Source organism: Bacteroides sp. GD17, assembly GCF_038448625.1.
Classification (GTDB): domain Bacteria; phylum Bacteroidota; class Bacteroidia; order Bacteroidales; family Bacteroidaceae; genus Bacteroides.
Window position 1 is genome coordinate 60,689 of record NZ_JBCEZS010000005.1, and the last position, 13,779, is coordinate 74,467.

Below are 13,779 nucleotides of genomic sequence, written 5' to 3' on the forward strand. Positions count from 1 at the left end.
TAAAAAAAAAGTCCGTTATTTGTGTTTTGAAACCATCTAACAAGAAGAAGACATGGAGTTCTCTGCTAAACAAATTGCAACATTTATCCAAGGAGAGATTGTTGGAGACGAAAATGCTACCGTTCATACCTTCGCGAAAATCGAAGAAGGAATACCGGGGGCTATCTCCTTTCTATCCAATCCTAAATATACCTCTTATATATACGAAACCCAGTCAAGCATCGTTTTGGTAAACAAAGACTTTGTTCCTGAACAGGAAGTAAAAGCTACACTGATAAAAGTGGACAACGCCTACGAAAGTCTTGCTAAATTGCTAAATCTTTATGAGCAAAGCAAGCCCAAACGCGTAGGAATTGACTCATTAGCATTCGTTGCCGAAACTGCTAAAATCGGAAAGGATGTTTACATCGCGCCATTTGCCTGCATCGGCGACCATGCCGAAGTGGGAGACAACACGGTTATTCACCCGCATGTCACCATCGGCGGCGGCGCCAAAATAGGCAGTGACTGCATCATTTATGCCAATGCCACCGTTTACCACGATTGCCGTGTAGGCAACCATTGCATCCTGCATTCGGGCTGCGTGATCGGTGCAGACGGCTTCGGCTTTGCTCCCACACCTCAAGGCTATGAGAAAATCCCTCAGATAGGCATTACCATATTGGAAGACAATGTGGAAATCGGCGCAAACACCTGTGTAGACCGCGCCACCATGGGCGCCACCATCGTGCGTAGCGGTGTAAAGCTGGACAATCTGGTTCAGATAGCTCACAACGACGAAGTAGGTGCCAATACTGTCATGGCAGCCCAATCCGGTATAGCCGGCTCCACCAAGGTAGGCGAATGGTGCATGATAGGCGGACAAGTAGGTCTGGCAGGACATGCCCACATCGGCAACAAAGTAGGCATCGCAGCCCAAAGCGGTGTACCCGGCAATGTGAAAGAAGGCAGCCAGATCATGGGTTCGCCCGCCTTCGATGCCAAACAATATTTTAAAGCATCTGTTGTGTATAAGAAGTTGCCCGACATGTATGCAGAGCTCAACATGCTCCGCAAAGAACTGAATGAATTAAAACAACAATTAAATAAGTAACCAATGTTGAAACAAAAGACTCTGAAAGATAGCTTTTCGCTCAGTGGGAAAGGCCTGCACACAGGACTTGACCTAACCGTTACTTTTAATCCGGCTCCTGACAATCACGGATATAAGATTCAACGCATCGACCTGGAAGGACAACCTCTCATCGATGCCGTTGCCGATAATGTTATCGAAACTACCCGTGGTACCGTACTCTCCAAAAACGGAGCAAAAGTAAGTACGGTAGAGCATGGCATGGCAGCACTCTATGCACTGGGCATAGACAACTGCCTGATACAAGTGAACGGACCGGAGTTTCCGATCCTGGACGGAAGCGCCCAATATTACGTCAACGAAATAGAACGCGTGGGCACTGTGGAGCAGAATGCCGTCAAGGATTTCTATATCATCAAGTCCAAAATCGAGTTCCGCGACGATGCAACCGGTTCTTCCATCATTGTATTGCCCGACGAGAATTTCAGCCTGAACGTATTGGTATCTTACGATTCCTCCATCATTCCCAACCAGTTTGCTACGCTGGAGGACATGAAGAAGTTCAAGGACGAAATAGCTGCCAGCCGTACCTTCGTGTTTGTACGCGAAATTGAACCGCTGCTGCAGGCAGGTCTTATCAAAGGCGGCGACCTGGACAATGCCATCGTTATCTACGAACGCGAAATGTCGCAAGAGAACTATGACAAGTTGGCCGACGTGATGGGGGTCCCGCACATGGATGCCAAGCAGTTGGGCTACATTAATCACCAGCCGCTGGTATGGCCCAACGAGTGCGCCCGTCATAAATTGCTGGATGTTATCGGTGACCTGGCTCTGATAGGTAAGCCCATCAAAGGCCGTATCATCGCCACCCGTCCGGGACATACCATCAATAACAAGTTCGCCCGTCAGATGCGTAAGGAAATCCGCCTGCACGAAATCCAGGCTCCTACCTACGACTGCAACCGCGAACCTATCATGGACGTCAACCGCATCCGCGAACTGCTGCCCCACCGTTACCCGATGCAGCTGGTGGACAAAGTTATCGAAATAGGTGCCAACTACATTGTAGGTATCAAGAACGTTACTTCCAACGAACCCTTCTTCCAGGGACACTTCCCTCAGGAACCCGTAATGCCCGGCGTATTACAGATAGAGGCAATGGCACAGACGGGAGGCTTACTGGTACTGAACTCCGTGGACGAACCGGAACGTTACTCCACTTATTTCCTGAAAATAGACGGTGTGAAATTCCGCCAGAAAGTAGTGCCGGGAGATACACTGATTTTCCGTGTAGAGCTGCTTGCTCCTATCCGCCGTGGTATTTCTACCATGAAAGGCTATGTGTTTGTAGGCGAAAAAGTAGTGTGCGAAGCAGAATTTATGGCGCAAATAGTTAAGAACAAATAAATACCAAGCATGATAAGTCCCTTAGCGTATATTCATCCCGAAGCAAAAATCGGGGAAAACGTAGAGATTGCTCCTTTTGTTTTCATTGACAAGAATGTGGTAATCGGCGATAACAATAAGATTATGGCAAATGCCAACATTCTGTATGGTGCACGCATCGGCAACGGAAACACTATTTTTCCGGGAGCTGTTATTGGTGCCATCCCTCAGGATTTAAAGTTCAGAGGCGAAGAAACCACTGCTGAAATCGGTAATAATAATATTATCCGTGAGAACGTTACGATCAACCGTGGTACAGCCGCCAAAGGCAGAACGATTGTGGGCAATAACAACCTCTTTATGGAAAGCGTACATGTGGCACACGATGCGTTGATTGGCAATGAATGTATCATTGGCAACTCCACCAAGATGGCTGGCGAAATTGTTATTGACGATTACTCCATAGTCAGTGCCAACGTATTGATGCATCAATTCTGCCGCGTAGGCGGATATGGCATGTTGCAGGGCGGTTGCCGCTTCAGCAAGGACATTCCACCGTATATCATTGCCGGACGCGAGCCGATCTGCTACGCCGGTATCAATATCGTAGGACTGCGCCGCCGTGGTTTCTCCAACGAAACCATCGAGCAAATCCATAATGCATACCGCATCATCTACCAAAGCGGGCTGAACAATACGGACGCTTTGAAGAAGATTGAGGAGGAAATGGAAATGACACCAGAGATCAGCTATATTGTAAACTTTATACGTGAATCGGCTCGAGGCATTATCCCCGCAGGGAAATAAAAAGATTTCTGATTTCAGATTTACGATTTATTGCCAATTGACAAAACCTGAAATCAGAAGCCATAAATCATAAATCATAAATTATAAATCATAAATCATAAATCATCATGATCTACAGATTTACAATCATCTCAGATGAGGTGGACGACTTTGTCAGAGAAATACAAATAGACCCGGAAGCTACTTTTTTCGACTTCCATGAGGCAATCTTAAAATCGGCAGGCTACACTGACGACCAGATGACTTCTTTCTTCATCTGCGACGACGACTGGGAGAAAGAAAAGGAAATAACCCTGGAAGAGATGGACGACAATCCGGAAATGGACAGTTGGGTAATGAAAGACACCCAGCTCAGTGAACTGATAGAAGACGAAAAGCAGAAGCTGCTTTATGTATTCGACTATATGACGGAGCGTTGCTTCTTTATCGAACTTTCCGAAATCATCACCGGTAAGGAAATGAAGGGTGCCAAGTGCACTAAGAAAGCAGGCGATGCTCCCAAGCAAATTATGGACTTTGAAGAGATGGCAGCAGCCGGCGGTTCCCTCGACTTGGACGAGAACTTCTACGGCGACCAGGACTTCGACATGGAGGACTTCGACAAAGAAGGCTTCGTAGGTCTGGACGATGCCGGTGGCGCTCCTTTCGAAGAAGAGAAATTCTAAGATAAAAGAGGCAATCTGCCGTGTGATAATAATTAGGCACGGATTACACGGATTTCACGGATTATTAAAACCTTCCGCGTAATCTGTGTAATCCGTGCCTAAAAAATAAATAATAATCCTTCCCTCCTTTCCTATATGCAGACTTTAATTGTACTTATCGGCCCCACCGGAGTAGGCAAAACAGAATTAAGCCTCCGACTGGCAGAGCAATTCCACACTTGTATTGTCTCGGCCGATTCGAGGCAACTCTATGCGGACTTAAAGATAGGTACAGCCGCCCCCACCCCCGAACAACTGCAACGGGTGGAACACCACTTTGTAGGCACCCTGAAACTGACTGACTATTATAGTGCCGCCCAATACGAAGCGGAAGTCCTGCATCTCCTCGACTCCCTATTTGCCGAACACGACACTGTGTTGCTGACCGGTGGTTCAATGATGTATGTAGATGCTATCTGCAAAGGAATAGACGACATACCTACCGTAGATACCGAAACCCGCCAGTTGATGTTGCACAAATATGAGACAGAGGGGCTAGAAAGACTCTGCGCAGAACTCAAACTGCTGGATCCTGAATATTACAAGATTGTAGATTTAAAGAATCCCAAGCGTGTAGTCCACGCATTGGAAATCTGTTACATGACAGGCAAAACCTATACTTCCTTCCGTACGCAGCAAAAGAAGGAACGCCCGTTCCGAATCATCAAGATAGGCCTCACCCGTGACCGCGAAGAACTTTACGACCGCATCAACCGCCGCGTAGACCAAATGATAGAGGACGGATTGATAGAAGAAGCCCGCCGCGTCTATCCGCATCGGGCGCTCAATTCTCTGAACACAGTAGGCTACAAGGAGATATTCAAGTATCTCGACGGAGAATGGACACTCCCTTTTGCCATTGATAAAATCAAACAGAACTCCCGCATTTACTCCCGCAAGCAGATGACCTGGTTCAAACGGGATGAGGAAATCCGCTGGTTCCACCCGGAACAAGAAACGGAGATACTTGCGTACCTCCGTTCAATGATGTAATTGCTTTATTTATAGCTCGAACAGATCGGCATATTTCGTTTCGATAAAGGTATCGAGTTCACCGTAAAGCGCCTGCATCTCTTTCAGATCGACAGCCCCTTTCTTGCGCCATTCTTTGATAACAGGCTGCGCGCGTTTGAATACTTCCTCTTCCACCGGAGCAAGCAGTTGCATATAGCCATTCTTCTCCGTATTATAGAGCTTTTCCCAATTCATATAGCGGCTGCTCCCCATCCCTTGTGTATAAGAGAAAACATCCCCCGCCAGTATCACTGACCAATTGCCCAAAGGAGAAACCTTCTTTACCTCATCGCGAGCCATGAGCTTCGGTAGATTTTTATCAGCTCCTTTCAGCCATACGGGCATTGCCACGCCGGTAGGAGGATAGCCGAGTATGGTCCACATCGTAGTCAGTTCCGGATTCTCGCCGGGTTTTACACCTTGCACCACGACAGAACTTGCCGTACTGCTACGTGCAATGAAATCCTGATCCACAAACCAGCCATTTGTTTTGGGACGATTAAATTCGCCTGTCTTTAAGTCAATCCCCATCAATGGGTTGGCAAAAGAGCGGGAAAGTTCTGTAAATATCCATTGGGGAGTAATCTGTCCGGTGGCCGATGCAGGCAACAGCACCTTGTCTTCTTGCATGAAGCGCACATAGCCTGCGCCTTCGTTTACTTTACCGGAGAAAGAGAAATTGGTACGGGCTATGTAGCCACAAGGAGCATCTTTAGGATTGTTAGCATCATACATTGTGTACTTGTAGTAATCTACTTCAAACATAGCTGCACCGCCTTTGGCATCAATCACACCGAAGTTCGCTTCAATCAAACTCGGCTTGGCAATCGTATCGAGGAAATGGCAGAAATCCTCCACCGTGGCACAGACTTCCAGTGCACGACGCATCATGCGACCATTTGCCTCGCCCCGCTCTTCGCCGGGTTTTATTTCCACCAGATTATAAGATTGCGTGTTCATTACGGAGAAACCGACCGAGTTTGTACCAATCCACACATCAGTAGGATTATCCTCCACACTATTGACAATAGCTATGAACGGATAACGCTCACCGGAGAAATACTTCACACTGTTTTGAGGAAAGTCCGTATCACGGTTTTTCCACAGCAAAGGACGGCCATCAGGAGTTATTTTACCGGAGATAACGGCAGAAGTGCAGGCAGAAACCGGTTCACAGTTCCAAATACTACCTGTAAGAAGCAAGGCAAAGAGTATTCGTTTCATAGATGCATCGTTTATCGTTAGTATTCACAAAGATAGTGCAAACGACTTGAAGAAACCACTACTCTACCGATAATTCTTTCAATTTATCTTGCAGATACCTCAACTTAGCATTACTCGTTCCATCTTCTATCCATCGGATAATTCCTTTTTTATCGACTAATATAGTAACGGGCATTCCACTGACCTTAAAGGTCTTAAAGAAAAACAATTCATCGGCAATCTGCGTAAAGCGGAAAGGACGGTTCTCTACAATCTTCTTGATTTGCTCTGCCGTATTGAAAGTCGTAGCCCAATAAGTCACATTCGGGAAAAGTTCCATCCATTTGTTCAGTTCCGGCATCTCATTGATGCAAGGACCGCAACCTATATACCAGAAGTTCAGCACTAACGGCTGTCCGTCAATATCAGCATTTGTCCAAACTTTACCTTCGGTATCTGTAACTTTAAAATCCGGAAAAGGTTTTCCCAGCCACTCTTCCCGCTTCATCGTAGGTACCACACCAACCGGCATTTTCTTCCCCAGTTCTCCGCGCGAACTCATCAACAGTGCTTCCGCACCGGGAACTTCTTCGACAGGCGTAGCATACTTCTTCACTTCTTCCGGTAATTCAAAGCCTTTGCGCAGGCGCAGTTCTATGGCTTTATGACCCGCTTCATCCTGATGGTCGATAAGAGTAGAAGCATTTTCCCAACTTACTCCGGGAGGCATTCCGTCAAAGAAGAGTCCATTAACCAGGTAGTACTTCTTTTCAGTTGTTTGGGCGGAGCATAACCCCGCCCCCACAACAATTAAAATGAAAAACAGAAAGAGAGAATTTCGTATCATAATATTCTTGATTATTCGCTTTTCAAAGTAACAACCAGTTTTGACTTGGCCTTTACTTTGGCAGTTTCCATATCGATATAGGAAATCAGCAATACGGCATTTTTATCAGGAACAGACAAAACGAATCTTCCATCAACATCGGATATAGTTCCCATGTTCGTACCTTCTATCAAAACAGAAGCACCTACAACAGGTTCGCCTTGCTTGTCCTGCACCCGACCTTCTACCTTCATATTGCCTTGGGCAGAAGTCTTTTCAACACCTTTACCTTTTTTAGTAGTAATGTAGATTGCACCTTTTCCGCTTGCATCCTTATCAATACGGACATTGTCTATCTTGTCAGCCGGTATTACTTCATCTATCGGTCTGCCCGAGATAACTTCAGCACCATCTATATAGATAGTCACATCCGACATATCAAGTTTCTTGCCACCATCATAGACTCCACCTATTCCGGAAATTCCGGTCGTATTTTTATCTATCTTCACTGTAGGCAGATTTCCTTTCTTCAAAGTAATCAAAAGTACCCCATTCTTTCCTTTTTCTCCATACAAATCTGTAGCACTTTTGTCCTTCAGTACCGTAATGCCCTCGATACGCGACGGATCCAATGCCCCCATTATAGACGGAGACGCTTCCAATCCATCTACAACATACAATGGAAGATTACCGGCATCAACGTCTATTGAAACGACGTTACCATTCAACTTGGAGTTCACAAAAGTTCCTCCTTCCAACTTGAACACTACCGGTATTGTATACTTCACGGCTACCGCCTTTCCTCCCTGCATTCCCGGCTGCCACTTCGGCATAGACTTCACCAGGCGGAGAGCCTCAGCATCCATGTCCTTATCCACCGAACGAAGCACGGACGGATTCTTTATACTCCCATCCTTATCGACCACAAAGCGCACTGTAACCCGTCCTTGTGTTCCTGCTTTCTTAGCCGATTCGGGATATTGCATATTTTTCTGCAAATAATCCATCATAGCAGTAACTCCGCCGCCGGGGAATTCAGGCATCTTCTCCACCACTTCAAAGACGGCGCCACCATTGGATTGTTCATCAACCGGTACAGGCACATACTGCACTCCGGCAGGTTTTGTCGTGTCGCCCGGCAAGGCTTTTACAGCCGGCATCTCCAATGCTTTCTCCACACTTTCCGTCGCTTTTGTTTCTACAATTGCCGACAAATCATTAACTTTGACGACCGAAATCTCTTCAACTTTTTCGGAGATTTCGGGACGGGCAAAAGCAGTCACTGCAATAGCTGCTACCGGAAGTACATACAAGTACTTCAAACGCGCCCACGGACTTGATTTTTCTTTTAACATCATAGTGATACGTTTTTTAAGTTTACTGTGATTAAAGCTGTTGGCCATAGAGTAGAGCCTTGTGCCGACAGCTTTTTTAATTAATAATAATTGGTATTGTTTCGCATCTACGCCTTCCTTTATCACGGTTTCGTCAGCTTCAAACTCATGAATGTTCTGCAACTCCTGCTTCAATAGCCAGGAAGCCGGATTGAACCATTGGAAGAAAATACAAATATCAGCCACCAGCAAGTCCCAGGAATGCCGGTTATGGATATGAGCAAGCTCGTGGATAAGAATTTCACGTCCGTTCTCTTCCAGATCCTTCCGGGAAATAACGATATATTTCATCCAGCTGAACGGGGCAATATCACGGTTGTGTACAATCAAAGTCACACGTTTCCCTTTATCCGGCAAGTAAGTGGCAATTCGCTCCCTCCGTCCCGATTTCAGCAGCATCAACAGCCTCGTCAGCGAATACACATTACGTAAAGCAAAGAAGAAGATTCCTGCCAGATAAACCAGCAATGCAACTTTTATCCAGACAGACGTCGAGTCCTGCACCTGAACTTCGGGCCCTACTGAACTCATGGCGTCGGCCATCATCAACAGCTGTTCCAGCGTCAGCATCGTCTGAGTCACCTCCGAATGTTGCTTCACGCTGACCTCAATCAATGGCAACAAGCAAGATAGCAGCAAGATGCCCAACAGTGCAAACCGGTTGAAACGATGAAAAGTTTCACGAGCCATCAGCAAGCGGTAAAACAGATAGAATACCGCCAGGCAAATGGATGATTTAAGTATGTAGACGAAAAATAAACCCATAAATTCATTTACAATTTAGTCATTTATAATGTACAGTTCCCGCATAGAAGAACAAGTTATCTTCACTTGGTCAGCTCTTGCCGCAACGCCTCCACCCCGGGAAATCCGGTTGTCTTATAGGAGATTTCCCCCTCACGGTTTATCACGAAATAGGTCGGAATGCCCGGATATTCGTACAGATTTGCCAACGCTGTGCTTTGCTCATTGCTGATCCGGCAGTGTATGCCGTGTATATCAGGTATCGTTACTTTCCATTTTCCTTCGGGAGACGTTTCGTCGGCAATATACAGGTAAACCACCTCTTTCAATTCCTCCTTCAAAGGTTTCAGGTTCTTCATGGCCCGCATGCAAGGACCGCACCAGGTGTTCCACATGTCAACCAGTACCATCTTGCCACGATAAGGACGGGTGATGACCTGCAACAAACTATCTGCCGCTACCTCCTTTTCCACCTCAACAACCGTATATCCGGTCTTGTCCTTAGCAGCTTCCAATCCGGCCTTCAGTTCGGCTTCAATCCGCTCGTTTCTCATCAGGAACAGTTGTTTAAGGTCACGAGAAGAAATGCTGTCTACCGTCATACGCTCTTCTGCTGTCAAAGGCATATATTTACTCAAATTACGGGAAGCACGTCTGGCAAGAAGCATATCCGGCCAAAGCGGATCCTGCACAAACTTATCCCGAAGTTCTCCGGTAGCAATCCTCACAAAGTCCGTATAATAGTCGTAATACTTCTGTTCGGGAGCATGCAAAATGTCCAATTGCAGTATTTCTTTAAAGTACGAGGTACTGTCCACCGTCATATCTGCCCTTTTCACTCCCTTCTTGCCCGACAGCATCGGTGCATAACTAAGATTGCTCTTATAATTATAAATAAGACTGAATAGATTCATATCCATATTCGACCGGATATATGTGCGGCAAGCCTGGCTCATATCCTTACTCTTCAAAAGGCTCTTCTGCATCTCTTCATAGTGCTTGAAGAGATATTTCTTATACGCCTGAGGAGTCATCCCACAAATATCGGAATAGAAATCATCCGCTCCCGACAGGCTTTTCATTTCACCAAACCGCTGCAACTCGGCATTCAGTCCGGCATAATCTCCTTCAAACCAGACACGGTTCTCCACTGCCCCGTCCTTTTTCCGGCTTAAAAGACGGCTTTGCGAATAGAATATTTCAGGCAGATTGATTGTAATATCCAGTTCTCCACCCGGAACGAGAAACAATTCTATCTTCGAGCGAGATATCCACAATGCGGCACCGCTTGGCAACAGCACCTCTGTTTCATAGCGGAAAGTGCCATCCTCTGCTATCTCCAAGTCCTTGCCGGCAAAATACATAAAGAACCAAGGCGAATCATAGTAGCGCAGCGTCACTCCATACTCTGGTTTATACCCCAGTATCCGCCCCTTTACGACAACCTTTCCTACATTCAGTTCCGGTGCGGGCAAAGGCAAAACTTCATCCGGCTCTCTGTTCAGCAGCCTTTCAGGAATATCCACCTGAGGTTTCTGTCCGTTAAGCTGTACACCATAGATTATCCATCCTTCATCACTACCCGGTATCTCCAGAAAATCAAAACTCTCGGTATCCATCGGAAGTGGTTTGAACTTCAAGGTGGCAGTCATTTCACCGGAAGCAGGAATATTCGTCCATTCTCCCCCGGAAAAACCGGTATTCCCCCAATATTCATAATGCTTTCCGGATGCCTGCAATACAGCTGCCGAATCAATCCTGACCTTATCACCCTGCATACCGTATATCTTTACTTCCAGCCAGGTCGTATCTTTTCCAAGCGTCACCTGTTCCACTTCAATGCTACGTGTATTGCATGCCATGAAATAGGGGGTCTTCACAGTTTTCTTTGCCTGCAATCCGCAGCAAATACTCACCAGGAGCAAACAAGCTAATCCGATGTTTTTCATAAGCAAGAGTTATTAAGTTCTCAATAATCTCAGTTTTTTCCCTTCTCCACGTCCCGTATCAGCTGTTTCAGTTCCTCCAATGAGATATCCTCCTCTTTCACCAGAGACGACACCGCACTGAGATAGGAGTTATTGAAGTATTTGCTGATTACATTTTTCAGAGTCCGCTTACGGAAATCTTCTTCGCTCACTACAGCATAATACTGATAAGTATTGCCATAAGTATTGTGGCTCAGAAATCCTTTATCTTCCAGTCCTCTCACAATGGTAGACAAAGTATTGAAATGCGGCTTAGGCTCTTCATAGAACGCCAGCATCTCCTTTACAAACAATGGTCCTTTTTCCCAAAAAAAGCCCATGAGTTCTTCTTCTTTCGCAGTCAATCCTTTCATGATGTTTCTTTGTTTTTTGCAAATAACTAAATAAATTAGTTCTAAAACTAATTTATCTCGTTAAATAAAACTAAAGCCTTTAGTTCAATGGAGAGTCGGCATTGTTTAATAGCAATTTCCTGCCACTATTCGTCGCAAAATACCTACTAATAGTGATTGCAGTTCTCGCGTAAAAGCCGTTACTTTGTATCCCAATTAGAGAATTAAAACAATAACATACAATGAATGAGCAACATAAGTACCGCGCCACAGACAAGATGAGCGACCTCATCTGCGACAATTACTCCTTATTAATGGTGATGAGCCGCTTCGGGTTATCGCTGGGATTCGGAGACAAGAATGTGAAAGATGTCTGCGAAGCACAAGGTGTTGATTGCCCTACATTCCTCGCAGTAGCCAATTTTATCAGTGAGGAACAATATTCTTATAGCGGAAACGAGAAAGACTTCTCCATTGCCGCCCTCATGGATTATCTGAAACGAGCCCATACTTATTTCCTGGACTTCAACCTGCCCGGTATCCGCCGTAAACTTATCGAAGCAATCGACTGTTCCGGAACAAACAACGACGTAGCCTACCTCATCCTGAAGTTCTTCGATGAATATGCCAAAGAGGTACGTCGGCACATGGAGTACGAAAACGAAGCAGTGTTCACCTACGTAGAGCAACTGCTTCAAGGTAAACTTTCCGATGATTACAACATTACCACCTTTGCCAGCAAGCATAACCAGATAGACACCAAACTGAAAGAACTAAAAAACATCATCATCAAATATTACCCGGAAAAAGGCAACAACAACCTACTGAACGCCGCCTTATTCGATATATTTAATTGCGAACAAGACCTTGCCACGCACTGCCAGGTAGAAGATTACATGTTTGTTCCCGCCGTAGCGCAAATAGAAAGGAAACTGAAAGATGAACAATAATACTTCTTTGAAGATTGTCGTCGCAGAGACTTCTGTCATCATCCGGAGTGGTCTTACAGCAGTACTGAAACGCATTCCTAATTTGAATGCGCACCCCATTGAAGTATCATCCATGGAGTCACTGCGAAACTTCCTGCATATACATCCCACAGACATCGTCATCATCAACCCCACTTTCGGCGGATGGTTCGACCTGCCTGCTTTCAAGTCGGAACATGGAAAGAACAACACTAAATACATTGCCGTAGTATGCTCCGTCATCGACAACAATGTATTGAAAGAATACGACGAAAACTTCGCCATCTGCGATGACATAGAGGTTATATCGTCCAAAATCAATCGTCTCCTGCACACCGAAGAGGAAGAAGAGAAAGACAACGAACAGGAAACCCTCAGTCAACGTGAAAAGGAGATCATCACCTGCGTGGTGAAAGGTATGACAAACAAGGCTATTGCCGACAAGCTATTCCTCTCCATCCACACCGTCATCACACACCGGCGAAATATCGCCCGCAAATTGCAGATACATTCTCCGGCAGGACTCACGATTTATGCAATCGTGAATAAACTGGTGGAGCTGAGTGATATAAAGGGAACACTATAAACCTTGACTTACCAAAAATTAAATGAACTGAAAAGGCGATGAAGAGTAAACTCCTCACCGCCTTTTTCAACTATCTACAGTACTTATTATACGCATGTTCCAACTTCTCATCATACCGATTTTGCTCATAGCCAGGTCCATTATAACGCCTGGCAAAACCAGCCCAATCTTTTCGTTGAAGATACACCTCCATATGATTACTCTGAATAAATTGGGCAAAACACTCCAATTGTGCTTTTTCACTCTTACACATATTTTCAACAAAATCTGTAACACTCTTACAGCCACACTGCTTATAGTTAAAACCCATTATTTGAAACATACCCCAACTAGCAGAACATTCGGCAGCATCTACATCTATTTCTTTAGCTTTTTCCAACCGGTCATATTCCTTGATGCCGCCTAAATACCATTTCCTTTCCCATTTAGGATAAAGAACATTTTCATTTCCCGCTACAAACTTCTCCGGATCTATTCCCTTTCTTTTAAGTTGATTCCAGAATATATGTCCTTCAAAAAGGATCGCAGGTTTTCCAGGTGCAAAAAATCCACCACGTCCACCGGTTTCTACCTCTTGTACAGCTTTTAATGTAGCTACTTCTACGTTTAGCATATCTGCTATCCGTTGATAATCTTCTTCTAAAATATTATTCATCATTCATCATTTAATTATATGTTCATACTTGCAAATATTTTTCAAAAATAGAAACAACTTCCCATAAAAGCAAAATACCTTTCCAGACGACCGAATA

The 13,779-nt window shown here is 45.2% G+C and carries 13 protein-coding genes; 7 read left to right on the forward strand and 6 right to left on the reverse strand.

Going from position 1 to position 13,779, the window contains the following annotated elements; all coding sequences use genetic code 11:
- Positions 1-52 precede the first annotated feature (52 nt).
- The 5 genes from lpxD (at position 53) to miaA (ending at position 4,965) form a co-directional block, all read left to right on the forward strand.
- Entirely contained in the window at positions 53-1,093 is a 1,041-nt protein-coding gene (gene lpxD / locus AAE250_RS09325; protein WP_294601346.1) for a UDP-3-O-(3-hydroxymyristoyl)glucosamine N-acyltransferase, read from the forward strand.
- A 3-nt stretch (positions 1,094-1,096) separates the two neighbouring features.
- Positions 1,097-2,482 (forward strand): bifunctional UDP-3-O-[3-hydroxymyristoyl] N-acetylglucosamine deacetylase/3-hydroxyacyl-ACP dehydratase, encoded by a 1,386-nt coding sequence (locus AAE250_RS09330; RefSeq protein ID WP_294601345.1) that lies wholly within the window; start codon positions 1,097-1,099, stop codon positions 2,480-2,482.
- A gap of 9 nt (positions 2,483-2,491) precedes the next feature.
- Positions 2,492-3,268, forward strand: a complete 777-nt coding sequence (gene lpxA, locus AAE250_RS09335; RefSeq protein WP_294601344.1) for an acyl-ACP--UDP-N-acetylglucosamine O-acyltransferase — start codon at positions 2,492-2,494, stop codon at positions 3,266-3,268.
- A 107-nt stretch (positions 3,269-3,375) separates the two neighbouring features.
- Positions 3,376-3,933 (forward strand): IS1096 element passenger TnpR family protein, encoded by a 558-nt coding sequence (locus AAE250_RS09340; RefSeq protein ID WP_294601343.1) that lies wholly within the window; start codon positions 3,376-3,378, stop codon positions 3,931-3,933.
- Between the two features lie 135 nt (positions 3,934-4,068).
- A complete protein-coding gene (gene miaA / locus AAE250_RS09345) occupies positions 4,069-4,965 on the forward strand; it encodes a tRNA (adenosine(37)-N6)-dimethylallyltransferase MiaA (RefSeq protein WP_294601342.1) in 897 nt (298 codons plus the stop codon).
- A gap of 9 nt (positions 4,966-4,974) precedes the next feature.
- Here the strand turns inward: miaA and AAE250_RS09350 are convergent, their stop codons facing one another.
- The 5 genes from AAE250_RS09350 to AAE250_RS09370 form a co-directional block, all read right to left on the reverse strand.
- Complete coding sequence (locus tag AAE250_RS09350; RefSeq protein WP_294601341.1) at positions 4,975-6,210, reverse strand: carcinine hydrolase/isopenicillin-N N-acyltransferase family protein; 1,236 nt, start codon at positions 6,208-6,210, stop codon at positions 4,975-4,977.
- 58 nt (positions 6,211-6,268) lie between these two features.
- Positions 6,269-7,036, reverse strand: coding sequence for a redoxin domain-containing protein (locus AAE250_RS09355; RefSeq protein WP_294601340.1), 768 nt, complete (start codon positions 7,034-7,036; stop codon positions 6,269-6,271).
- Between the two features lie 11 nt (positions 7,037-7,047).
- The gene (locus AAE250_RS09360) at positions 7,048-9,174 is read right to left on the reverse strand and encodes a TonB family protein (protein WP_294601339.1); all 2,127 of its coding nucleotides are present in this window, start codon (positions 9,172-9,174) and stop codon (positions 7,048-7,050) included.
- Positions 9,175-9,236: 62 nt separating this feature from the next.
- The gene (locus AAE250_RS09365) at positions 9,237-11,102 is read right to left on the reverse strand and encodes a TlpA family protein disulfide reductase (protein WP_294601338.1); all 1,866 of its coding nucleotides are present in this window, start codon (positions 11,100-11,102) and stop codon (positions 9,237-9,239) included.
- Positions 11,103-11,131: 29 nt separating this feature from the next.
- The gene (locus AAE250_RS09370) at positions 11,132-11,494 is read right to left on the reverse strand and encodes a BlaI/MecI/CopY family transcriptional regulator (protein ID WP_294601337.1); all 363 of its coding nucleotides are present in this window, start codon (positions 11,492-11,494) and stop codon (positions 11,132-11,134) included.
- Between the two features lie 221 nt (positions 11,495-11,715).
- Between AAE250_RS09370 and AAE250_RS09375 the strand changes: the two genes are divergently transcribed.
- Positions 11,716-12,423 (forward strand): hemerythrin domain-containing protein, encoded by a 708-nt coding sequence (locus AAE250_RS09375; RefSeq protein WP_294601336.1) that lies wholly within the window; start codon positions 11,716-11,718, stop codon positions 12,421-12,423.
- Entirely contained in the window at positions 12,413-13,027 is a 615-nt protein-coding gene (locus AAE250_RS09380) for a response regulator transcription factor (RefSeq protein WP_294601335.1), read from the forward strand. The genes AAE250_RS09375 and AAE250_RS09380 overlap by 11 nt, the downstream gene beginning before the upstream one ends.
- Positions 13,028-13,097: 70 nt before the next feature.
- Here AAE250_RS09380 and AAE250_RS09385 read toward each other — a convergent pair whose 3' ends face one another.
- Positions 13,098-13,682, reverse strand: a complete 585-nt coding sequence (locus tag AAE250_RS09385) for an N-acetylmuramidase family protein (protein ID WP_342288887.1) — start codon at positions 13,680-13,682, stop codon at positions 13,098-13,100.
- Positions 13,683-13,779 lie beyond the last annotated feature (97 nt).